Origin of the sequence: Kineosporia babensis, from assembly GCF_021129305.1 — a bacterium.
GTDB classification, from domain to species: Bacteria; Actinomycetota; Actinomycetes; order Actinomycetales; family Kineosporiaceae; genus Kineosporia; species Kineosporia babensis.
In genome coordinates this window covers 20,342-41,616 of the sequence record NZ_JAJOMB010000032.1, presented here as the reverse complement: position 1 = coordinate 41,616, position 21,275 = coordinate 20,342, and the positions used below count along the sequence as shown (strand labels likewise).

The 21,275-nt window shown below is 66.1% G+C and carries 19 protein-coding genes and 2 pseudogenes; 9 read left to right on the top strand and 12 right to left on the bottom strand.

Annotation, left to right across the window (positions count from 1 at the left end; genetic code table 11):
• The first annotated feature begins 196 nt into the window (after positions 1 to 196).
• On the top strand, positions 197 to 2,470 hold the full coding sequence (locus LR394_RS37640; protein ID WP_231449488.1) for a 2OG-Fe(II) oxygenase: 2,274 nt from the start codon (positions 197 to 199) through the stop codon (positions 2,468 to 2,470).
• A gap of 240 nt (positions 2,471 to 2,710) precedes the next feature.
• On the opposite strand, the pseudogene LR394_RS43855 reads toward LR394_RS37640, so the two are convergent.
• A pseudogene (locus tag LR394_RS43855) lies at positions 2,711 to 2,956 on the bottom strand (SDR family NAD(P)-dependent oxidoreductase); the annotation flags it as partial.
• A 16-nt stretch (positions 2,957 to 2,972) separates the two neighbouring features.
• Entirely contained in the window at positions 2,973 to 3,896 is a 924-nt protein-coding gene (locus LR394_RS37630) for an aldo/keto reductase (protein WP_231449487.1), read from the bottom strand.
• A gap of 83 nt (positions 3,897 to 3,979) precedes the next feature.
• Here LR394_RS37630 and LR394_RS37625 point away from each other — a divergent pair, with 83 nt between their 5' ends.
• Positions 3,980 to 4,555, top strand: coding sequence for a TetR/AcrR family transcriptional regulator (locus LR394_RS37625; protein ID WP_231449486.1), 576 nt, complete (start codon positions 3,980 to 3,982; stop codon positions 4,553 to 4,555).
• Between the two features lie 196 nt (positions 4,556 to 4,751).
• Here the strand turns inward: LR394_RS37625 and LR394_RS37620 are convergent, their stop codons facing one another.
• Both LR394_RS37620 and LR394_RS37615 read right to left on the bottom strand, forming a co-directional pair.
• The gene (locus LR394_RS37620; protein ID WP_231449485.1) at positions 4,752 to 5,573 is read right to left on the bottom strand and encodes an SDR family NAD(P)-dependent oxidoreductase; all 822 of its coding nucleotides are present in this window, start codon (positions 5,571 to 5,573) and stop codon (positions 4,752 to 4,754) included.
• A gap of 967 nt (positions 5,574 to 6,540) precedes the next feature.
• The gene (locus LR394_RS37615; protein WP_231449484.1) at positions 6,541 to 7,149 is read right to left on the bottom strand and encodes a TetR/AcrR family transcriptional regulator; all 609 of its coding nucleotides are present in this window, start codon (positions 7,147 to 7,149) and stop codon (positions 6,541 to 6,543) included.
• Between the two features lie 61 nt (positions 7,150 to 7,210).
• Here LR394_RS37615 and LR394_RS37610 point away from each other — a divergent pair, with 61 nt between their 5' ends.
• Positions 7,211 to 8,113, top strand: coding sequence for an NmrA/HSCARG family protein (locus tag LR394_RS37610; protein WP_231449483.1), 903 nt, complete (start codon positions 7,211 to 7,213; stop codon positions 8,111 to 8,113).
• 70 nt (positions 8,114 to 8,183) lie between these two features.
• Here the strand turns inward: LR394_RS37610 and LR394_RS37605 are convergent, their stop codons facing one another.
• The 4 genes from LR394_RS37605 to LR394_RS37590 all read right to left on the bottom strand — a co-directional run bounded on the left by LR394_RS37605 (position 8,184) and on the right by LR394_RS37590 (position 11,086).
• The gene (locus tag LR394_RS37605) at positions 8,184 to 8,651 is read right to left on the bottom strand and encodes an SDR family NAD(P)-dependent oxidoreductase (protein WP_231449482.1); all 468 of its coding nucleotides are present in this window, start codon (positions 8,649 to 8,651) and stop codon (positions 8,184 to 8,186) included.
• 169 nt (positions 8,652 to 8,820) lie between these two features.
• Complete coding sequence (locus LR394_RS37600) at positions 8,821 to 9,303, bottom strand: hypothetical protein (RefSeq protein WP_231449481.1); 483 nt, start codon at positions 9,301 to 9,303, stop codon at positions 8,821 to 8,823.
• A gap of 128 nt (positions 9,304 to 9,431) precedes the next feature.
• The gene (locus LR394_RS37595) at positions 9,432 to 10,031 is read right to left on the bottom strand and encodes a TetR/AcrR family transcriptional regulator (RefSeq protein ID WP_231449480.1); all 600 of its coding nucleotides are present in this window, start codon (positions 10,029 to 10,031) and stop codon (positions 9,432 to 9,434) included.
• Between the two features lie 152 nt (positions 10,032 to 10,183).
• The gene (locus LR394_RS37590) at positions 10,184 to 11,086 is read right to left on the bottom strand and encodes a LysR family transcriptional regulator (RefSeq protein WP_231449479.1); all 903 of its coding nucleotides are present in this window, start codon (positions 11,084 to 11,086) and stop codon (positions 10,184 to 10,186) included.
• 105 nt (positions 11,087 to 11,191) lie between these two features.
• Between LR394_RS37590 and LR394_RS37585 the strand changes: the two genes are divergently transcribed.
• A complete protein-coding gene (locus tag LR394_RS37585; RefSeq protein ID WP_231449478.1) occupies positions 11,192 to 12,673 on the top strand; it encodes an aldehyde dehydrogenase family protein in 1,482 nt (493 codons plus the stop codon).
• A gap of 455 nt (positions 12,674 to 13,128) precedes the next feature.
• On the opposite strand, the gene ltrA is transcribed toward LR394_RS37585, so the two are convergent.
• On the bottom strand, positions 13,129 to 14,382 hold the full coding sequence (gene ltrA, locus LR394_RS37580) for a group II intron reverse transcriptase/maturase (protein ID WP_231449477.1): 1,254 nt from the start codon (positions 14,380 to 14,382) through the stop codon (positions 13,129 to 13,131).
• A gap of 590 nt (positions 14,383 to 14,972) precedes the next feature.
• On the opposite strand from ltrA, the gene LR394_RS43850 reads away from it, so the two are divergent.
• Positions 14,973 to 15,236, top strand: coding sequence for a DDE-type integrase/transposase/recombinase (locus LR394_RS43850; RefSeq protein ID WP_407937202.1), 264 nt, complete (start codon positions 14,973 to 14,975; stop codon positions 15,234 to 15,236).
• Here the strand turns inward: LR394_RS43850 and LR394_RS43845 are convergent.
• Both LR394_RS43845 and LR394_RS37575 read right to left on the bottom strand, forming a co-directional pair.
• Positions 15,214 to 15,345: pseudogene (locus tag LR394_RS43845) on the bottom strand (integrase core domain-containing protein); the annotation flags it as partial. The gene LR394_RS43850 and the pseudogene LR394_RS43845 sit on opposite strands and share 23 nt — an antisense overlap.
• Before the next feature lie 236 nt (positions 15,346 to 15,581).
• Entirely contained in the window at positions 15,582 to 15,806 is a 225-nt protein-coding gene (locus LR394_RS37575) for a hypothetical protein (RefSeq protein ID WP_231449476.1), read from the bottom strand.
• Positions 15,807 to 15,817: 11 nt separating this feature from the next.
• Here LR394_RS37575 and LR394_RS37570 point away from each other — a divergent pair, with 11 nt between their 5' ends.
• Positions 15,818 to 16,165: a tannase/feruloyl esterase family alpha/beta hydrolase gene (locus tag LR394_RS37570; protein ID WP_331283133.1), complete on the top strand. Its 348-nt coding sequence runs from the start codon at positions 15,818 to 15,820 to the stop codon at positions 16,163 to 16,165.
• Between the two features lie 27 nt (positions 16,166 to 16,192).
• Positions 16,193 to 16,540 (top strand): response regulator transcription factor, encoded by a 348-nt coding sequence (locus tag LR394_RS43840; protein WP_407937198.1) that lies wholly within the window; start codon positions 16,193 to 16,195, stop codon positions 16,538 to 16,540.
• A 79-nt stretch (positions 16,541 to 16,619) separates the two neighbouring features.
• Here LR394_RS43840 and LR394_RS37565 read toward each other — a convergent pair whose 3' ends face one another.
• On the bottom strand, positions 16,620 to 17,207 hold the full coding sequence (locus tag LR394_RS37565; protein ID WP_231449474.1) for a TetR/AcrR family transcriptional regulator: 588 nt from the start codon (positions 17,205 to 17,207) through the stop codon (positions 16,620 to 16,622).
• Positions 17,208 to 17,446: 239 nt separating this feature from the next.
• Here LR394_RS37565 and LR394_RS37560 point away from each other — a divergent pair, with 239 nt between their 5' ends.
• Positions 17,447 to 19,102, top strand: a complete 1,656-nt coding sequence (locus LR394_RS37560; RefSeq protein ID WP_231449473.1) for a tannase/feruloyl esterase family alpha/beta hydrolase — start codon at positions 17,447 to 17,449, stop codon at positions 19,100 to 19,102.
• Positions 19,103 to 19,403: 301 nt separating this feature from the next.
• Complete coding sequence (locus LR394_RS37555; protein ID WP_231449472.1) at positions 19,404 to 20,882, top strand: MFS transporter; 1,479 nt, start codon at positions 19,404 to 19,406, stop codon at positions 20,880 to 20,882.
• Positions 20,883 to 21,275: the final 393 nt, after the last annotated feature.

The following is a 21,275-nucleotide window of genomic DNA, read 5'->3' as shown; positions in this document are numbered from 1 at the left end:
AGAGTACTGAACCAGTGCCCCTTCCGCTACGGACTGTCGTGAACTTTGGACTCTTGGGGCAGCGCCCGATGTTGACTTTTCGTTCTAGTAGCGGAAATTCCGAGCGCGCCATGGACATGGGGATTTCTGCTGCGGACTGACAGGCTGATCCGGATCGTTCCGTGAGGCCCTCCGGCTGGAGAAGGAGTTCGTCGTAGTGGCAGCGCCCCGTGAGGTACTGGCATCTCTGCTCTCGAAGCAGAGCGAGGCGGCTGCCAGCGTGCAGTTGACGGCGATGCAGCCGGCTGAACTTCGGGTGGAGGTGGCTGGCCTGGGCCGGCTGAAGCTGCCGGTTTCCACGGCCCAGGCGAAGAAGCTGCGTGGTCTTGGCCAGCCGGCCCGCTTCGGGCGGCGGGAGGAGACGCTGACCGATCCGTCGGTGCGGGACACCTGGCAGGTGCCGGTCGAGTTGGTGTCGGTGGACTGGCAGGGTGCGCTGGAGCACAAACTTGCCTCGCTCGGGGCGGAGCTCGGTCTGCCGCGCGGGAGCTGGTTCCGGGCCGAGCTGCACTCGATGCTGCTGTACGAAGAGGGCCAGTTCTTCCTGCCGCATCAGGATTCGGAAAAGGACGACGCGATGGTTGCCACCCTGGTGGTGACCCTGCCGACCGAGCACACCGGCGGTGAGCTGGTGCTGCACCATCTGGGCGAAGAGACCGTGTATCGCGGTCTCAGGGACAGGATCTCGCTGGTCGGGTTCTACGCCGACTGCCGGCACGAGGTTCGGCCGGTGCAGTCCGGCTACCGCGTCACGTTGACGTACAACCTGATGCTGCAGGGGAATCCTGGGCTTCGACAGGCGGAAGCGCAGGTGATTGACGGGCTGGCCGCAGCGATCACGGCGCACTTCGACGAGCCGCTGCGCCCCACCACCTCCAGTCGCCCGGAGCACCTGGCCTTCCTGCTCGACCACGAGTACTCCGAGCACGGACTGACCTGGCAGAAGCTCAAGGGCTCGGATGCCGCTGCGGTGGCTGCGCTGCGGCAGGCGGCTGAGAAGGCCGAGTGCGACATCGTTCTCGGGTTGAGCGAGATCAAGGAAACGTGGGACGCGTGGGAGGACGATGGGTACTACGGCGAGACCGAGGGGGACGAGTACCAGGTCAACGACCTGATCGAAGCTGAGATCGGGATCAGCTGGTGGCGAGATGCCCAGGGCCGGGAGGTCACCGGGGCCGGCCTCTACCTGAGCGATTCAGAGGTCTGCGCGATCACCCCGAACTCGTCGATGGAGCCGGAGAGCTCTGAGTACGAGGGCTACATGGGCAACTACGGCAACACCCTCGATCGCTGGTACCGACGGGCAGCGGTGGTGATGTGGCCTGCTGCTCGGCGTTTCGCGATCAGAGCGCAAGCGGATCCGGCGTGGGCCCTGGAAGAGCTGCACAGCATCGCCCGCCATTCGGATCCAGTTGCGGCCGCGCAGCAGGCCCGGGAGCTGGAGCCGTTCTGGGCCGGAGCGGTTCGCACCTCGGCCAAGCAGCGGCAGTTGCTGGGCGATGCGATCGAACTCAGCGTAGTCCTGGGCGATGCCGAGGTGGCGCGACTGCTTCTGGAACCCTTCCGGATCGAGCGGGTCCGGGGCGAGCATGCGGCTGCTCTGGGTCGCCTGGTCAAGGAATTCGGTAGCGCCTGGTTCCAGGACCTGGTGGAAGACTGGTTCGGATCCGACGACTACACGTTCTACCTGGGCGAGGATCGTCGGGAGAACTGGCTCACCGAACTGCCGGAACTATGCTCCGCACTCCTCGGATCGACCGAGGCGCGCCGTGAATGTCGTCTCATCGCGCGTCATCTGGTGGTTCGGTCCTGGACATCGCTGGCTCGGCTGATCGAACGAGCGGCCGCCCATCAGTCGCTCCGGATTCGCCGGGAAGCTCTCACCGGCCTGGGCGATCCGCTCAGCGCTCTGCTGCGGGCAGCGCTGGCGGTGGGTGACAAGCGCGTGCCGAAACACGTTGTCGAGCACTGCCTCAAGTACGAGGACCTGGTCGCCGACTGCGTGCTGCAGGCGCTGCGAAACGCGGTCGAGGTCGACGCGGGTTCGGATTGGGAGCCGCCCTTCCTGGCGCTGGGCCGAGCGGTCGCCGGGCATCTGCAGGCTCGCGTCGATGCTCCGATCCGGGCGAAAACCGACTGGTCGATCGAACTGCCCTCCGGTTGCGCGTGTCCCCTGTGCGTAGAGCTGAAGTCGTTCCTCGCCGATGCCTCGGACAAGCGCCGGGAGTGGCCGCTGGCGAAACGGGATCGTCAGCACCTCCACGGCCGGATCGACGGCGCTGAGTTGCCGGTCACCCATGTGACAGTGCGATCGGGGCGGCCGTACACGCTGGTCCTGGCCAAGACGGATCAGCTGTTCACGTTGGACGAGCAGCGACGGCAGCGCGACCAGGCAGACCTTGAATGGCTGCGGACGCAGGGAATGGCCTGAGCAAACGCGGCTTGGTGAGTCACCCCTGCAGGTCCGGCAGCGCCCGCACATCCACGACCGTGCCTCCCAGGTCGATCAGGTGCTCCTGCCGTCCGGACGTCGTCCTCATCCGTCGGTCCACCAGAGCCCGGACTTCCTGCTCGGTGACGGCAGCACGAGCCGGGCGCTTGTGCGCGCGTGGCGCTGGGCTCTCCTGATTGAGGACGTGGTCTGCTCCGGGTCGGCGTCGAAGTCGATCGGCGCGATCCCGGCGTTGGCCAGGACGATGTCGACCGTTCCCAGCTCCGCCTCGCCCTCGGACAGAACCGCTTTCAGAGCGGACAGGTTCTCGGGCGTGGACAGCGGGTAGCCGACCGTCTCGATATCGGCACACAGGTCGACCGCGATGATGTCGGCACCCTCGGACGCCAGTTTCAGGACGTGACTACGGCCCTGGCCGCGAGCAGCCCCGGTGATGAAGGCGACCTTGCCCTCGAGTCTGCTCATGGCGTTCCTGGTTTCCTCAGACGGTGAGCGCGGTTTCGACCTCGGCCAGTTCGGCCGGTGTCATGTCCCAGCCGACCGCCGCGGCGTTCGCGGTGACCTGCTCGGGGCTGGTGGCGCCGGCGATGACGGAGGCGACCTGGCCCTGCGCGAGCAACCAGCCGAAGGCCAGTTCGCTCAGGGTGCGCCCGTGCCGCTCGGCCACTGCGGCAAGGTTCTCCACGCGGGTCAGGTTCTCCTCGCTGGCGACCTGGGCGAAGTACGGAATGGCGCCGAACCGGGAGTCGGCCGGGTACTCCTTCATTCCCCGGTACTTGCCGGTGAGCAGACCGGCCGCGAGGGGGAAGTACGGCACCACGCCCAGCCCGGCCGAGGCGGAGGCCGGGACGAGCGTCTCCTCAACGGCCCGGTTCAGCACGTTCCATTCGATTTGGACCGCGCGCAGTGGCAGCTCTCTGGGCGCGGACATGACGGACTTCAGCTGGCCTACGTGCAGGTTGGAGAGGGCCACGTGCAGGACCTTGCCGGAAGTGACCAGGCCGTCGAGAGTGTCGAGCAACTCGTCCAGCGGCGCGTCGACGTCGAAGTAGTGCTGGTAGTAGACGTCGATCCGGTCGGTCTGCAGGCTGCGCAGGCTCTGCTCGACCGACTCGGTGATCCGGGCGGCCAGATCGCCGGAGCTGAAGGTCTCACCGGAGCGAGGCAGGAACTTCGTGGCCAGCACGGCCTCGTCACGCCGGCCCTTCAGCGCCTGACCGAGGAAGACCTCCGAACGGCCCTCGCCGTACATCTCAGCGGTGTCGAAGTGTGTGACCCCCAGATCCAGGGCGGCATGCACGACCTTCGCGGTCTGTTCTGTGTCGATCCGCATTCCGAAGTTGTTGCAGCCCAGTCCCAGCACCGACACTGCGGGACCGCCGGTCCCCAGGTTTCGCTTCTGCACGCTTCCTCGTCCTCCCCGGGCTATTTAGTCAGTCGTGTAACCATGGCACACATCGCCGTCGCGCACGTCGATAGGGTGGTCGCGTGCCCAGTTCACCCACACCCGCACCCCACGTGCCCGCGGGGCGCGGCCCCGAGCAGGTCGTCCCCCTGCTGATCAGCGCTGCGCGCGACCTGTTCGCCGAGCGTGGGCCGGACAACGTCTCGCTGCGCGAGGTCGCCAAGACCGCCGGGGTCAACCACGGCCTGATCCACGTGTACATCGGGACCCGCGACGACCTGCTCGACCGGGTGTTCGAGCAGGCCTTCGCCGAGTCGGAGGCGGTGCTGGCCGACACGCACGACCTGGCCGAGGCGATCGCGGCGCTGCGGACGATGCCGGACGACGGCTGGACCAGGTTGCTGGCCTGGACGATCCTGTCGGGCCACCCGCGCAGGCCGTCGAACTTCGGCGCAGGCACCATCGAGCGGATCGCCAAGGGCACCCCGGGCCTCAGGCCTGAGCAGGTCCGTCAGGCGCTGGCCGCCACGATCATCCAGGCGGTCGGGCTGCACCTGTTCGGCGACTGGGTGCGCGAGGCCGTCGGCCTGCACAAGCAAACCCCGGAGAAGTTCCGCACCCGGATGAACGGCCTTCTCGACCAGGCGCTGGAGGCCTGACCCGTCGCGACGGCCACCAATCTTCGGCACCTCGCGGGTGGCCCTGGCGAGTGGACGATGCGAGCGCGGCGGTCGGCAAGGCAAGCGGCATGCGCACCATGGGCGGGTTGGCGACCCACTTCAATTGCCCGGCCGAGGTTGGCGCACACCGAAACCTCCGGATCGACGGTCGGAGGTTTCGGTGAACCAGCGCTGATCAGTCGGCGCTGCGGGAGACGTCCGCCCAGGTCTGCCACTGTGCGATGCGCTGCTCATGGCCGCTCACCGCGATCCCGAGAGCCATCGAGGACAGCAGCAGTCGCAGCGGCGGCTCCTCGTGATCGACCACCGCGAACACGGCCTGGGTGGTTGCTTCCGGGCCGGGGAAGGCCGGCATCTGGGCGGAAGCCTGCACCTGTGCCATCTGGTCACGCAGCGGCTGATAGGCCTCCAGCGGCTCGGAGCGGACGGCGGAGGACCCGGCCCAGTCGGTTGCGTACCCGCCCGGCTCGATGATCGTGACCTTGATGCCGAACGGGGCCACCTCTGCGGCCAGCGACTCGCAGAGCCCTTCCACCGCGAATTTGGAGGCCGAGTAGAGACCGAGCGACGGCGCACCGCCCAGACCGGAGACGCTGGACACCTGCAGAAGGTGACCGCTGCCCTGGGCGCGCAGCAGCGGCAGCGCCGCCTGGGTCACCCAGAGCAGGCCGAAGAAGTTGGCCTCGAACTGCTCGCGGGCCTCGCTCTCAGTGGTTTCTTCGACGTAGCCGAAATGGCCGTACCCGGCGTTGTTCACCACCACGTCGAGCCTGCCGAAGTGCTCGTGCGCCGCCTGGACGGCGCCGAAGACCGCGGCCCGGTCGCGCACGTCGAGTGTGACCGGCAGCAGCTGGTCCGGGTACTTGCTGGCCAGGTCACCGATCGAGGACGCGTCACGCACGGTCGCGGCGACGTTGTCACCCCGTTCCAGTGCCGCGACGGTCCACTCCCGCCCGAAGCCACGGGAGGCTCCGGTGATGAGCCAGGTCTTCGCCATGCAAGTTCTCCTCTAGGAACGAGTCGCCACGAACGATCCGATGATGGCACACCAAGGCCGATCATGACACTCAAGTGTCAGCTTTGGTCTCGGTTCCGCTGAGGTCGGAAAGGCCACTCCTGGCCTACCGGTTCAACTCTGCTACGGGCAGTTCCGCGGTCGTCGGGCCGTTGCGCGCCTTCTACACCTCGGGTGAGGCCATAGCCCTGCACCCCGAGGGCCGCCCGGATCGGGATCGGCCCCGAGCTCCCGACGCTGAGCATGCACACATCCCTGAAGAGAGCTGTCGTCGCCTATCGGCCGACCACCGCCGACGCGCCGGTCCTCGATGCCGAGACACTAGGATTGGCAGTTCTTCTCGCCGCTAGCATCGATCAGATCACCGATCCTCCCCCGCATCTCGCCCGGTTCGACCAGCTCTCGGCCAAAATGCTGGAGACCGCCCACAGACTGTGGAATACCCGGGCGCGGGGCCACCGGACCGCCGGACGGCGGGTGCCAACCATCCATGGGGATGGTCTGATCGTTCAGAAAAGTCGGCTCAGGGCCTGACGCACACGCCGAAGTGGACGTGAACCCGATGCGCAACATCTGATTCCTTCTGCCGGACCGCCTACGTGGTAACCGATGTCGTCAGATCGGCCCGGCACCTGATCCAGCGGATCGACGGGCACGCCCTGGCAAGCAGGCCCAGGCGGGATCGCGCACCACACCGCCTATTTCGTGGACGATTTCACCGATGCGATGGAGCACCTACGCTCCTGAAGGCCACCTTCAAAGCCCTGCGCCGCTGGAGCACCGGCGACATCGCCGCCGCGGCCCCTGGTTCTCCTCCACCACGAGAATGACACACGCCATGATCACGTTCTGTTTGAACCGGCTACTCGGACAGGCCCAGTACCCGATCGCGACCTGGCGTGGGATCTGCCCCATGCCACCAAATCGTCCCGAACCCGACAACGCGCTACTAGCCGGTGGCGGGCAAACGGACCGCCGGGGGCAGTGGGATCCGGGCCTGGCCGGCGTGGAACGATTGCAGCATGAAAGCGGCGAACCGGCGGGAGGCTGCCGCCCGGGCCTTCGGGGTGTCGGCGCGGATCCCGTCGTTGGCCATCAGAGCCAGGCTGATGTCCTCGATTTCGACCTCCTCGCGCAGCGACCCCTGCTGCTTGGCCCGCCGCAGCAGACCGAGCAACGCACGCCGGGTGCGATCCCGCTCGGCCGCCAGTTCGGCCGGTGCGTTGAGTGCCGAGGTGTAGCTGCGGGCGAAACCCCGCTCGAGCGCGTGCAGAGCCATCATCTGCTCGATCACCTGGCAGAACCCGGCCCAGGCGTCGTCGTCGGCCACGCCCCGTGCGACGATCGCCGCACAAGTGGCGGCGCGCCCGGCGAACGCCTCGGCGAGCAGGGCCTGCTTCGTGGCGAAGTGGCGGTAGACAGTGGCAGCCGAAACCTCGGCCCGGCGGGCGATCTCGCGAATCGGGACGTCCACGCCCTCGGCCGCGAAGGTCGCCCGCGCGACGGCCAGGACGCGCTCGCGGTTGTCGCGGGCGTCCGAGCGGACGGCGTCTCTCACTTGATACGGCGTTGCTGTCACTTCGGCTCAACGGCAAACCCGCTTGATTACGTTCCCGGGCATGAGCAACAGCAGCAAAATCATCGTCGTGCTGGGGGCCACCGGTCAGCAGGGCGGCGCCGTCGCGGCAGCGCTCCGTGCCGAGAGCTGGGCGGTCCGTGCAGTGGTCCGGGACCCGGAGAGCGCCAAGGCCGAGGCACTGGTTCGTGCCGGGGTCGAGACCGTGCGGGGCGACCTGGGCGATCCGCGGTCGTTACGGGCGGCCTTCGCCGGTGCGCACGGCCTCTTCAGCGTCCAGCCCAGCCCGGGGCAGGCCGGAAGCGGCCTGACCATCGAGGACGAGTTCAGCTTCGCGAAGAACGTGGGCGAGGCCGCGCAGCACGCCGGGGTGGCCCACCTCGTCCACACCTCGACGGTCGCCGCAGGCGCGACGCCCACCGGCGTTCCTCATCTGGATGTCAAGAGCCGGATCGAGGACCATCTGCGCACGCTGAACCTACTCACCACGATCGTCCGACCGGCCGGCTTCATGGACACGGTCCTGTTGCCGGGAATGGGCCTGGACAAGGGGCAGATCTCTTACCTGATGCGGCCAGAGCGGGCCCTGCAGTTCATCGCGGTGCGCGACATCGGCCGGATCGTCGCCGCGGTCTTCGCCGACCCCGAACGGTACGTCGGCCAGACCTTCGAGATCGCCGGGGACGAGGTGACCGGCAACGAACTGGCCGGGCATCTTGCCGTCGCGATCGGCAGTCCGGTCCGTTACCGTCGGTTTGCACCCGAGCTACTGGGACAGACCGGCGAACTGGCCGACAACGGGCGTCTGGCCGGACACGCGGACCTGGCCGCCCTGCGAGCCCGGTTCCCATTCCTGCTGACCTTCCCGCAGTGGCTGGCGGGGCCAGGGGCGGCGCACCTGGAACAAGCCCGGCGACCGGCGCAGGCGATCACCGGGCTGCGCTGAGCAGGAACAGCGTGATCCCGGTTTGGCCTCGCCAGCACGAGCCACCCACCGAGAACACACTGAAACGGTCTCAGGCGAACGGTATTGGCCCTAGGCCGGTCAGCTCAAAACCGCCATCGAGGCGTTCCACGGACAGGTCGATCCGGCCCAGCCGGTTGCCCTGGCTCGAGGTGTTGACCACCCGGCCGCGCGAGGTGATCAGGCGCTCGGTGAGCAGGAACGAGGCCAGGTAATTCACCTGGAAGGTCAGCTCGTGCCCGTCGGTGGTGACCTGGCGCTGGTTGCCGAACACCCCGCCGGCGTTGTTGGCCAGCACGTCGATCCGCGAGTGGTCGGCCAGGAGCTTGCCAGCCAGTTCGCGGACGGCGCCCAGGTCGGCGAAGTCGGCCAGGCGCCGTTCGGCTCTCGAAGGACGCGTCACTGGGCTGGGGCTCTGGGCCGGGGCTCTGGTCTGTGGCGCCCGGCCGCCGAGGACCGAGGGCTCCCGGGCCCCGCACGCCAGCGCTGGGTGCCCCGCCGTGTCCTCCCAATCGTCCATTGTTTGAATTGCTTTTGGAGGTAGTAGCGCGCCGGATCGCGGGGTGTCCGGCGGTCTTTCCTGACCTGGATCTTGTACCCAGGCGTGCGCGGCCGATCGTCTGGGACCAGGCCGCTTTCGGCTGAGCGTTCACCGAAGTGGGTCAACTACGCACCCCGCGCCCAGGGCGTCATCGCTTCACGAGCGCCCCGCCACCAGCCGGGCAACCCTTTCCGGGCACACCCTTCTGATCGCGGAAGGCCATGGACCGATGCTTGAGCCTCTGCCACCTCGCGCTCATCACAGGCGCTGCCTCCGCAGCCACGAACACGGCTGAACAGCAGCGAGTAGTGCAACTACTACCCCATTCCCCACCGCCGCGCTGACCGCCTGCGACCAGCGCGAACTGACGCACCGCAGTCATCACCCGCAACACCGCTAGCAGCACCATGACCAGGACCGCGACGACGGCCTGCAGGACCAGAAGCAGCAGGATCGAGGCCAGCGAGATCCGGATCTGCGCCACGAGCGCCTCCGAGACGTCCATTTTCATCACGGACTGATCGCCTGGTGACACGAGCCCGTCGATCAGGGTATTCGCCGCCACGGTCCGACTGCCGAAGAATCCATCCGTGTAGTAGGCGAGCAGCAGGCCCGGAATCAGAGTCGCCACATTGAGCAGTCGTCTCCTTCCGTCCACTCCGCAACGGCATGGTCGCCGGTCCGACTCGTCCTATGGGTCTTCTGAGCGCCCACGTGCGGTTGTTCCTGCACGGCTGCCGGCAGTGAAGCAGATCGGTTTCAGTCCGACGTGTCCTGGGCACCCAACGGCCGCAGCGCGGCCATCGAACGATCCAAGATCTCACCCAGGGCCGGGCCACCGTCCTGCGCGGGCACCGCGAGCGCAACCTGCAGGCAGGCGAAGGCCGCGCTGACCAATGATCGAATCTCCAGTTCGGGAGTCTGCGGTGAGCGTTCCCGCAGGACTGCGACCAGTTCGCTCTGCAAGGCTGCGAACTGGGTGGCCTGCGCACCGGCGAGCATCGGACTGGCACCAATGATCTCCTGCAGTCGCAGGCCCCGCTCCCGCTGACGGGAATCCGACTGGTACGCGACCGCGTCGTCGAAGACTCTGCGCAAGCTCGTCCAGATCGGCTCCTGCGGTGGGCGCTCGGTGAGGGCCTGGACCATGTCCTCGTTGCCGATCTCCAGCTTGCCGAGAATCAGGGCTTCCTTGGACGCGAAGTAGCGAAAGAAGCTGCGGCGCGACAGACCGGCCGCGGTAGCGATCTGCTCGATGGTGGTCGCCTCGTACCCCTGCTCCAGGAACAGATCCAAAGCGACGGCGGACAACTCCTTCCGCACCGCCCGGCGGGTGCGCTCGCGCAGATTCTCGGCCACCACCGGAGGATACAGCGCCACAGGTGGCACTTGCATGTCACAGATGGCGTAGAGGTGCAGAGGATTTCCGGCTGGATCAACTTCGGACGTATCTGTGCGCTGGTCCGCCATCGGCGCCCAGATCACCAGATCAGTTACGAGGCAGATGCTTCTCAGGGGTAGGCAGCATGGCTCACTTCCAGAAGAAGGCCGCGAAGCCAACGATGGGCCGGGTCGTCGTTGAGCCGGGGATGCCAGTGCATCGCGTAGTCGAACGGCGCGAACTCCGCCGGAAGTGTCGCCGTGCCAAGCCGTTCACCCAGGTGCCGTTTCGCATAGCGAGCAGGCACCAGCGCGATCATCGTGCTGTGGGACAACGCGGCCAGGAGGGTGGAGAAGAAAGGGACCGCAAGCCCCGACCGTGGCTGCAGTCCCAACTCCGCAAGACGCCGGTCCACCCACATCCGCTCGCTGGGGAGAATTGCCACCCGCGCGTGCGGATAGCTCGCAAGATCCTCCAGTGTCAGGGTCTTGCCAGACAGTGGATGGTCGCGGGCCAGCACACAGACGTATTCATCCACGAAAAGCGTCCGGCTGGCGATCGACGCGGTGGTGACCCGAGGGCCGAGAACCAGGTCGACGCGTCCGTACTCCAGGTCGTCGAAGGTAGTGGGCCAGACCTGTTCGACGTGCAGGGACATCCGAGGCGCCCGACGGAAGAACTCCGGGATCAGTCCGTCGTCGAACACCATTTCGGTCGCGTAGTCACTGGCCGCCAGCCGGATGGTGTTCGTCGCCGTTCTCGGGTCGAAGCCGTTGCCCGCGAACATCATTCGCAGACGGGGCAACAGAACCGTCAGCTCGTCGTTCACGACGCGCGCCCGGGGCGTCAGCTCGTACCCCCCTTCTGCGGGAACCAGCAGTTCGTCGCCGAAGGTCTTGCGCAGACGGGCCAGCGCGCGGCTCATCGCAGACTGGCTGAGGTTCAGGCGCAGAGCGGCCCGGGACACATGCCGCTCCGCCAGCAGCGCCTCCAGCGCCTTGAGCAGATTGAGATCGACGTTCTCGATATGCATGACAGTCATTCTATAACTGCACAACATGCATTTGACGCATGCGCAGCGCGAGCGAAAAATCGACAGCACCGGACGAAAAGAGCCCACGGGAGAGGAATTCACACGATGCCTGGACAAGAGGCCGGCTCAGGATCGGCGCCGGAGTACGGCTGGTACGCAGACGGAAAGTGGCGCACCGCGAGCGCCGGCACGTTCGAGGACCACAACCCCTACAACGGCGAAGTCCACGCTCTCGCCCCGCGTTGCGGCCGGTCCGAAACGGCCGAGGCTATCGCGGCCGCGCAGAGGGCCTTTCCCGAGTGGGCGCGCACAACGCCCGGCGAACGGGCGGGATATCTGCGCGCCGCTGCAGCAGTTGTGGAACGACGCAAGAAGGAGCTGGTGGCCGCCCTGGCCCGGGAAACGGGGGCCAGCGCGCCGAACGCCAACTTCCAGATCGGGCTGCTTCGCGATCTGATGACCCAGGTCGCCGCCTGGGGATACCTTCCCAACGGCGAGCTGCTGCCCTCCGATCTGCCGGGCGTTCGCAACCATGTCGAACGTCGGCCTCTCGGCGTGGTCGCGAACATCATGCCGTGGAACGGCGCCGCGACGCTGAGCTGGCGAGCGGCGCTGGCCCCCCTCATCACCGGCAACACCGTGGTGATCAAGCCCTCCGAACTGGCGCCGCTCTCGGCGGGGCTGTTGATCGCGGAGGTCGTGGACGAGGCCGGCTTCCCTCCAGGAGTCGTCAACGTGGTCACGCACGCCCCCGGCGAGGCGGGACCGGTCGCGGACGAGTTCTTCGACAACCCGAACGTTCGATGCATCAACTTCGTCGGCAGCGTGGCGACCGGACGCCACCTCGCCGAGCGCGCAGGTGCCGCACTCAAGCGCTCGGTGCTGGAGCTCGGCGGGTACAACCCGATGATCGTGATGGACGACGTGGATGTGGAATACGCCGCGCGGGTAGCTACTTTCAGCGCGTTCTTCCACCAGGGACAGATCTGCATGAACACGCGAAAGCTCATCGTCCACCGCGACGTGTACAAGGACTTCACCGCGCGACTGGTGGACGAGGCGGCCAGGCTGACGCAGGGCGACCCGCTCGACCCGAAGACATTTGTCGGCCCGCTGATCACGCCGCAGGCACTGGCGACGGTGGACGGGCGGGTCCGGGAGGCCGTTGCCATGGGGGCGAAGGTGCTCACCGGTGGGACCCACGAAGGGCAGGTGTACGCCCCGACCGTTCTGGTCGACGTTCCGGCGAGCGCGACCGTCGACCACGAGGAGACCTTCGGCCCCGTTGTCGTGGTGCAGCCGGTGGACTCGGAGGAAGAGGCACTGGCCGTCGCCAACAGCACGGAGTACGGGCTGGTGGCGAGCGTGCTCTCCGGGGATCCGGACCGGGCGGCGCGCATCGGTTCTCAGCTGAGGGCCGGGTACGTGCGCGTGAACGCACCGTCCGTCGGCGAAGAGATCCACCTGCCACTGGGCGGGGTACGCGACAGCGGCTGGGGTCGTACCGGGCCGGAACTCATCTCGGAGTTCACCGACCTGATCGTGGTGACCGTCCAGACGGGTAAGCCGGAGATCCTCTTGTCCTGAACCTTTCCCGGGCTCGAGGCGTGGTCTCGGGCCCGGAGCCACTGCCCCGAGCACTGCCCGTCCTCTTCCGCTCGTGCTCACCGTGACACCCGCGCCCCCTCGACGCCGTTCGGCGGGCTCGAAGGTGATCATCACCCAGATCTTCGAGGATTCTGACGCCACCTACGGCTACCGGCGGGTCAGGCCGAGCTGGCCCGGATGAGCGTGCCTGCCGGTCCTGAGCTGGTCAGAGACCTGATGCGCGAGCTGGGCCTGGAGGCCAGTCCCGCCCGTTCCGGCCGGTCACCACGATCACCGGCGACGCCTGCGCAGTCCCGGACCTGGTCCGACGCGATTTCACCGCGCCCGCGCCGGGAATGAAACTCGTCGGGGCGGGTAGCCGGGGGCATCTCAGCCCCCGGCTCCCTCAGGTCCCGGCGTGACAGTCTCCCGTCACCGGGCTCTTGTCGTTCTGGTCACCAGGCTTTCGCGGTCCACTGCCAGTGCACGAACATCCGGGGATATCTCTGGGAGATCCCGTTCAGACATGCCAGGGCTTTGCGAAGACCGGCCAGCCGCTTGTACTTCCGTCGGATCCAGCGCACCAGGTAGGTATTGATGCGCCGCAGGAGACCATGGAGCTCGGTGCGATAGAACGCACCGTAGTAGTTCATCCAGCCCCGCACGACCGGGTTGATGGCCTGCGCGATCTGGGCGAAGGATTGACCGGTGCGCCGGTGGATCCGCCATGAACGGACCTGCCGACTGATTCTTTTCAGGGCGTCCTTGCTGATCGCGGGCAGGAACCGGACGAAGCTGACGCCGGCTCTGTTGCGCGACTTGCGCGGACGGAACGTGAACCCCAAGAACGTGAACTCCTTCTGCGGGTAGGTTCCCGGCCGGTTGGAGTCCTTGCAGTACACGATCCTCGTCTTGGCCGGGTGCAGACGCAGCCCGACCTCGACCATCCGTTCCGAAATCGCCTGGACCATCTTGCGGGCCTGGCGTTCGCTGACGCAGTGCACCACCGCGTCGTCCACGTAGCGCTCGAACGCAACGCCCGGATGCTCACGAGCCATCCAGGCGTCAAACGCATAGTGCAGGAACAGATTCGCCAACACCGGCGAAACCGCTGACCCCTGAGGGGTTCCACGATCCCGCTGGCGCACCGCCCCGTCCGAGGACTGCATCGGCGCGGCAAGCCATCGCCGCACATAGAGCAGAACCCACGGCTGGTCGGTATGCGCTTCCACCGCTTTCAGGAGCAGATCCCACGGGACGCTGTCGAAGAACTTCTCGATGTCGAGATCGACAACCCAGTCCCAGCGCCAACTACGCGTGCGACACACCCCAACCGCATCCAGCGCGGATCGCCCAGGACGATAGCCATAGGAGTCCGGATGAAAGATCGCCTCGACCTCCGCCTCCAGCCTGCTTGCCACCACCGTCTGAGCGACCCGGTCAGCCACGGTCGGAACCCCAAGGACCCGAACCCCGTTCCCATGCGCCTTCGGTATCTCCACCGCACGCACAGGTGGCGGAAAGTAGCTGCCCGAGGACATCCGGTTCCAGACCCGATACAGATTGTTCTTCAGGTCCTTCTCGAAATCGTCCACAGTGCAGCCGTCAACGCCTGGCGCTCCCCTGTTGGCCTTGACCTTCTTCCATGCCTCCCACACTTCCCACTTGGAAATATCGAACGACTTGCCTGACGATTTCAACTCGTCCACGCGACTCCTCCCGGCCAGCCCTTCCGGGCTTCCCGGTTGATCGGACGAACACAGTCACGAACGACCCGACCCCTTCGCTCCCGACCCATTACAGGCCGTTCATCACTACTATGGGCCGGTCCGAATGCGCGCCCGGCGACGGTACTCCGTTCCTCACGTTTTCGTTTCGCTTGGAACTCTCCCTCTCCAGAACTCAACCCAGGCTCCGATTTTCCGGACACGCCTTCCCACGTTCCACGCAGACGCCGCAGACCGAGCTCATGTCACCTCCATGCCGGGCACCGCCTGGCCAGTAAGCGAGATATCCGCCAGACTCATCCCGCGGGCATATCAACATCCGCGGTTCTGATGCCACTTGATAGGTTTTCGGCACGTCAGCAGTGATTCGCTTGCGCTCATCTTCTCGGTCCCCACCTGACGCATCTCGTGCGCCTTTTCCTCGACGCTCACCACGACGGTCTTCAGCCAACGCAGCTCGAGGCGGTTTGAAGCCGTCCCTCGCAGAACGGCCCCGAAGGGCCACAAAACCTTCATCACCTGCGCAGCACCACATCGAACGAGGCCACCTACCTCATCACTGACCTCACTCTCTGTGCTCGTGGCACACGGACATCACCTACATTCCCACGGGGCAGGGATGGGTGTTCCTGGCGACCGTGATCGACTGCTGCACGAAGACCTGCATCGGCTACACCCTGGCCGATGGAGGTTCCCCCGAAACGGTGGACAGGGGTCTAAGCAGCCTTGGCTGTGCCTGTCAGGGTCTGTTCGTAGCGGATGGGGCTGAGCCCTCCTGCTCCAGAGTGACGACGTCCATGATTGAAACCAGTGGATCCATGTGTCAACTCCAGTAACGAGTTCCGCTTTCGTGGCGAAGGTCCGGCGGTAGTAGTACTCGTGCTTGAACGTGGACCAGAACGACTCCGCGGCAGCGTTATCCCAGAAGATCCCGGTCTCACCCATCGACCGGCGCAGGTCGTGCCGCCCAAGGGCGGCCGCCGTCACAGAGCCGGTGAACTTCCCGCCTCGGTCCGAGTGCAGGATGGTCTTGGCCACGGTGTGGCCTTCGGGCGGTGCGGGTGGTCACGGCGGCGTCGATGGCCCGGGCGACCATAGGTGCGTCGAAATGGTCGTCGATGGCGTAGCCCAGGACGCGGCGCGAGTGCCCGTCCCGTATCGCGCAGAGGAACATGTCGCCTTCACCGCAGGTCAGGTCGGTGATGTCGGGTGAACCACGCGGCGTTCAATCGTCCTGGGTCGAACTGCCAGATCACCAGGTCGGCCGGGAAGGCTGCGTCTGGATCCTGGACTGTCGTGCGGACTTTGAACGTGCCAGGGCTGATGCCCTCAATCCCGATCTCGGCCATGATCGCCGCGACGGTCTTAGGATTCACGACCTCACCACGTTCAGGCAGCCAGGCCACCCGCCGACGAGGTGGTGCTCTTCCCGATGGCGACCAGCTACTTCGAGGAGGTCGTCGAGAAGTCAGGGGGTCTGGAAGCAGCCTCCGAGTTCTTCCGGTTATTCCACTCGGCCGGTGACATCCACGGCTCCTGCACCGGGCCCGGGCCCGGCCTGACACTTGCCGACGGCACGATGGCCCTGATTCGGTGGGTGGAGCACGACGAGGCGCCGCAGGAGTTGATTGCCGAGCGCTTCGACGCTCAAGCGGGCCAGGTCGTGGCCACTCGCCCGCTGTTCTCCTACCCCTCGGTCACGGTCTACTCGGGTTCGGGTGACCCAGCCGAGGCTGCCAGTTACGTTCGGGCAGAGCGGAACTGACGGCTCCGCGCTGCCTCCGTCACGGTCGTGGTCGTGGCGGAGGCAGCGAACCGGGCTCGGAGCACGAGACCGGGCAGGCGATCCACAGCCGCGGTTGGGTCCTCACCGCCTGGGTGCGGCAGGATCTCCAGGCGGACGCCGTCCTCGGCGATCCGGCAAACGCGATCGACGACCTCTCCGCCAGGCCAGGCCGACGGCCGGGACCGAGACGTCATCCGGCTTCTGGCTCAAGGCCTGAGAACAAATGAGATCGCCCTGCGGCTGAACTTTTCGGAGCGCACGATCAGAAACACCATCATGGCGCTGACCTTACGATCCAGACTGAGCAACCGCGCTCACCTCGTTGGCTTCGGGTACCGCAACGGCATTCTCTGAGAAGTGACAAGCCGAGTGGTCGGCGGCCTCTGGGAATGCTCGATCGAAGGCGTTCGAACCACGCCGGTCTGCAGTGCGGTCAGGACGCAGTGCTGCTCGTGATGGCCGCAGCGGGGCGGGCATAGGCCAGTTGCTCGCGCAATCGGTCGACGTAGTCGTCGAAGTCTTCGGTGTCGCCCCACAATCGGTAGGCAGCGACGTTGGTCGCCAGCGCGAGATGACATTGCAGCACGGCCGTGGCTTGCCCTCCGTCAGCGGCCCGACCGGCGGCCCAGACGAGCAGTTGGTCGAAGAACTGATGGCCGATGTCGAAGCGAGTCGCCTCCAGGGACGGGGCTGCCCGTTGGATGCGTCGCCGCGTGGGCAGCCAGTCGCGCAGTGTTTCCGCGACTCCCAGCAGGATCTCGCTCAGCGAATCCCACAGTTGTTCGGTCTCGGGCCGCGCCTTCAGTAGGTCGAGCCATTCATCCAGGTCCTGAGGATCTTGGGCGGTGACGACGGCTTCCTTGCTGTGGAAGTAGTTGAAGAACGTGGCTCGGGACACATTGGCGGCTGCTGCGATCTCCTCCACGCTGACCGCTTCGTAGCCGTGAGCTTCGAACAGCGTGGCGGCGGCAGCCCGGATGGATCTCCAGGCCTCGAGCTTCTTGCGCTCGCGCAGGCTCATGACGGCATCCGTTCAGACATGGCAACACTGTATTGCATCCAAACTTAGACTTGGTCTAAGTTTCTCTTGCCGGGGCCAACGTTCCGGCAGGTAGCGAGCGACCGAGACCGCACCGGGGCAGCTCCGACCCCAGGTTTGGGCGTCGCCCCCACGACCGCGACGCCCTCCCCGGAGGGGCCCGGGCGCATCGAACGGTGGGTCATCGTGGATCTCGTGGTCGACGAAGGGAATGTGAACGAATGGCACGCAAGCCTCATTTGGGCAAATCTGGCCTGACGCAGTGGGTGGTCACCGATAGCCTCTCGGCTGACGAGGAGGTGGCCCGGCGTTGTTCGGTTGAGGTGCTCCAGGAGGCGCTGGCAGGGTTCGAGGGCCTCACAGTCACGTCGGCCTCGGTGAATCACAGCGGGGAGTTCACTGTTCCAGCCTCGCCCCTGCAGCCCGTCCATACAGCCGAGGCGGCGCCGCGGATCGGCAACCTGCCGGCGTTCTGCGACATTCGGATCGAGCAGCGCGCCCCTGGCGGGCACACCGTGACGTTCTACGTGTGGGCTCCTCTCGCCTGGAACGGCCGGTTCCTCGCCACCGGGGGTGCTGGAAGCCTCACCGGGCCGCTGTGGTTCGAAGTGCCGACATGCCGGGCGATGACGATGCCCGTCGCTCTGCGCAACGGATTTGTGACTGCTGCAACGAACGCGGGAAACGTGGATGACCGGGTCAATGACTGGGCTCTGCGCAAGGACTCCGGCACACTGGACTGGGATCTGATCGAGAACTGGGTTCATCGCAGCACCCACGACATGGCAGAGGTGTCCAAGGCCGTCATCGTGGCCCTGTACGGCACGGGTCCCGAATACTCCTACTATGTCGGAGGTTCCGGCGGTGGGCGGCAGGGGCTGGCATCCGCGCAGCGCCATTCGGGAGACTTCGACGGGATCTGGATCTCGGACCCCGCTATGAACTGGAATACGCTCAACATCGCCATTCTGTGGCCTGCGCTGGCGATGAAATTGCACGACAACATCCTGCCGCCGGCGAAACTGGACGCTTTCCGGGCAGCTGTGCTCGAGGCTCTGGACGGTGCCGACGGGGTTCGGGACGGATTCCTCAGTGCAGCCGAGACGATCGAGTTCGATCCCGAGACCGTGATCGGGACCCCGACCACGGCAGGTGAAGTGACCAAGATCGATGCCGTGACCATGCAGGCGATCTGGGACGGGCCCCGGGCCCAGGACGGCAGGCAGCTGGCCGCTGCGCCGCGACCTGGCTCCAAGTTCTGGACCTCCCCAGAGAAGCCTGGCGTCGGGAGCGTCCTCTTCACCGAGGTTGAGGGTGAGCTCAAGGTCACCCCGTCGATCGCTGTCAATCATGTTCGGTGGGTAGCCGAAGACCCCGAGGCCAGTTGGGAAGATCTGACCCTCGATGGCTTCTGGGACCTCTGCGATACAGGGGCTCAGCGCCTCGCGGCGATCGACTCGGACGATGACCTCACGTCCTTCCGCGCTTCCGGCGGCAAGCTTCTCATCACTCAAGCTATCGAGGATGAGGTCCTCCGCTACCAGGAGGTGCTGAACTTCTATCTCGGGGTGGTCCAGCGCGCCGGCGGTCAGCAGGAAGCTTCCTCCTTCGTCCGAATGTTCCTCAGCGACGGCGATATCCACGGCTACTGCATCGGGGCCGGGGCCGGGGTGAGTCTCGCGGCAGGAACCACAGCACTGATGAAGTGGGTCGAAGACGGCGAGGAGCCGCAGGTGATGGTCGCGGAGCGTTTCGACGTGGCCCTGGGCGAGGTCACCGCGACACGACCGGTGTACGCCTACCCGGAAATCCCCCGCTACCGCGGCGAGGGCGATCCGAAACAAGCCACGAGCTATGAACCCGTGCGGATGAGCTAACCACCCACAGACCGACCCCGACAGGCTCGGAACCGGCGTGGACAGGATACTTCTGTTCTCGCCGGCTCCGAGCCTCCACAACAGCTTTCGGTGAGCGTCTCCGAAAATCCCTGCCCACTCCTTCGTCTGCCGCCCCGATGAGCTGGGTCAGTCCCAAGCCACGCATCCTTCCGCCAGCGCATGGTCCGCTGCCGACCGTCAATTTCGTCCCGCCCAGATCTTTCAGAAACACACTCGCATGAACACCGTTGCCCACCGGCTCAGCCGTTCAGGGCAGACGCTCTTGCTTCCGGAGTAGAACATGGCCAAGGCCTCTGAACACGTCGAGCACACCAAGCTCGATGCCGAACACACCAGTGCTTTCCGTTCCAACATTGAGATCATCGCCACCGGACTCGGGGCCCTCATGGCCTCGCTCAGTCAGACTCTGGTCATCCCCGTCCTGCCGGAGATCGCGACCGATCTGAAGGCTTCGGCGACTGCGACCCAGTGGATGCTCACATCCACCCTTCTCGCGGGCGCCGTCGCCGTGCCTATCCTCAGCCGTCTGGCCGACATGTTCGGTCGCCGCCTGCTGCTGATCGTCAGCCTTGCGGCGCTCGCCGCCGGCTCGCTGATGGCGGCCGTGACCACGAACGTTGGGGTGATGATCGTCGGCCGAACGCTGTCAGGACTAGCGAGCGCTGCGATTCCCCTGGGCATCAGCCTGCTCGCTGCCACGCTGCCTACTGGTCGTAAAGGCTCTGCGGTGGCTCTCATCTCGGCCATGCTCGGCGTCGGCAGCGCCCTGGGTCTGCCGCTCGCGGGGATCATCGCCGACAACTTCGACTACCGCGCCCTGTTCTGGATCGGCGGGGTCGGCGCCCTGATCAGCATCGTGCTTGTGCGTCTGCTGGTGCCCGAACCGCGGCCCAGTCGCCAGGGCCACGTCGACATCGTGGGGGCGATCCTGCTTGCCGCCGGCCTGGTCACGATGATTCTGCCGCTGTCCCAGGGAACCGACTGGGGGTGGACCTCAATGCGCACCATTGGTCTGCTGATCCTTTCAGTCGTGCTGTTGGCTCTGCTCACGATGGCCGAACGTCGCAGCGCCAACCCTCTCGTCGACATGCGGGCGATGGTGAATCCTCCGATCGCGATCACCAACGTGGCGTCGCTCCTGATCGGCTTCGCGCTCTTCTCGACGTTCGTCGGCACCGCCAACTATGTGCAGGCACCCGAATCCAGCGGTTATGGCTTCGGTTCCTCCGTGCTGGTGGCGGGCCTGTGCCTGATGCCGGGTGGCGCGATGATGCTGGTCCTCTCCCCGTTCACAGCTCGGATGGTCAGCACCTGGGGAGCAGGCCGGGTTCTTTCCGTCGGCGCCACGATCATCGCCCTGGGCCTGCTGATCCGGATCCTTCTGGTCAGCGACTTGTGGATGATCATCGTCGGTAGCACCATCATCGGCCTGGGCAGCGGCATCGGCTACGCCGCCCTGCCGGCACTGATCAACCACCACACCCCGCAACAGGATCTGGCTGCAGCCAACGGCATCAACACCCTCGCCCGCTCACTCGGCAGCACCCTGGCCAGCGCGCTGGGAGGAAGCCTCCTCGCAGCGATCACGACCACCCTTGGTCCTGGCATCGAACTGCCCTCCCTCACCGGGTACCGGGTCCTGTTCATCATCTGCGCCGTTGCCGCCCTGCTGGCCACTGCCGCCGGCCTGATCGTGCATCGCATGGGCGAATCACAATCTGCCGAGAGCGCAGACCGCGAGCAGGTCACCGTGGCCTGAGCCGCGGACATGCACGTCCGCGGCCTGGCGATGGGCGAAAGATATTTCCTGGCGAATCATGTGAACTGATCACAAGGTCGGCGCCCGGCTCCGCCATGGCCCCGGGCGCCGGATCGGTGGCCATCGTGCCTTTGCGATCTCCCGGCCGGGCACGACTGAGACGGCTCGACGGAGGGTTCGAAGGGTCAGTGAAGGGGATGCGCTGGACGTTTTCGGTCAGCCAGTTGGTGAAGGTCTGGGCTCCTCCCGGAAGTTCGTCCGCGAGCCCGGTGACCAGGCTCTTGCCGTACCGGTCGCGGGCAGCGGCGAAGTAGGCGTAAATGTTCGCCATCTCGGCGGCTCCGGTAAAGGAAGAATCCGCGTAACGAGACCGGGAAAGGGCCGGTACTCCAC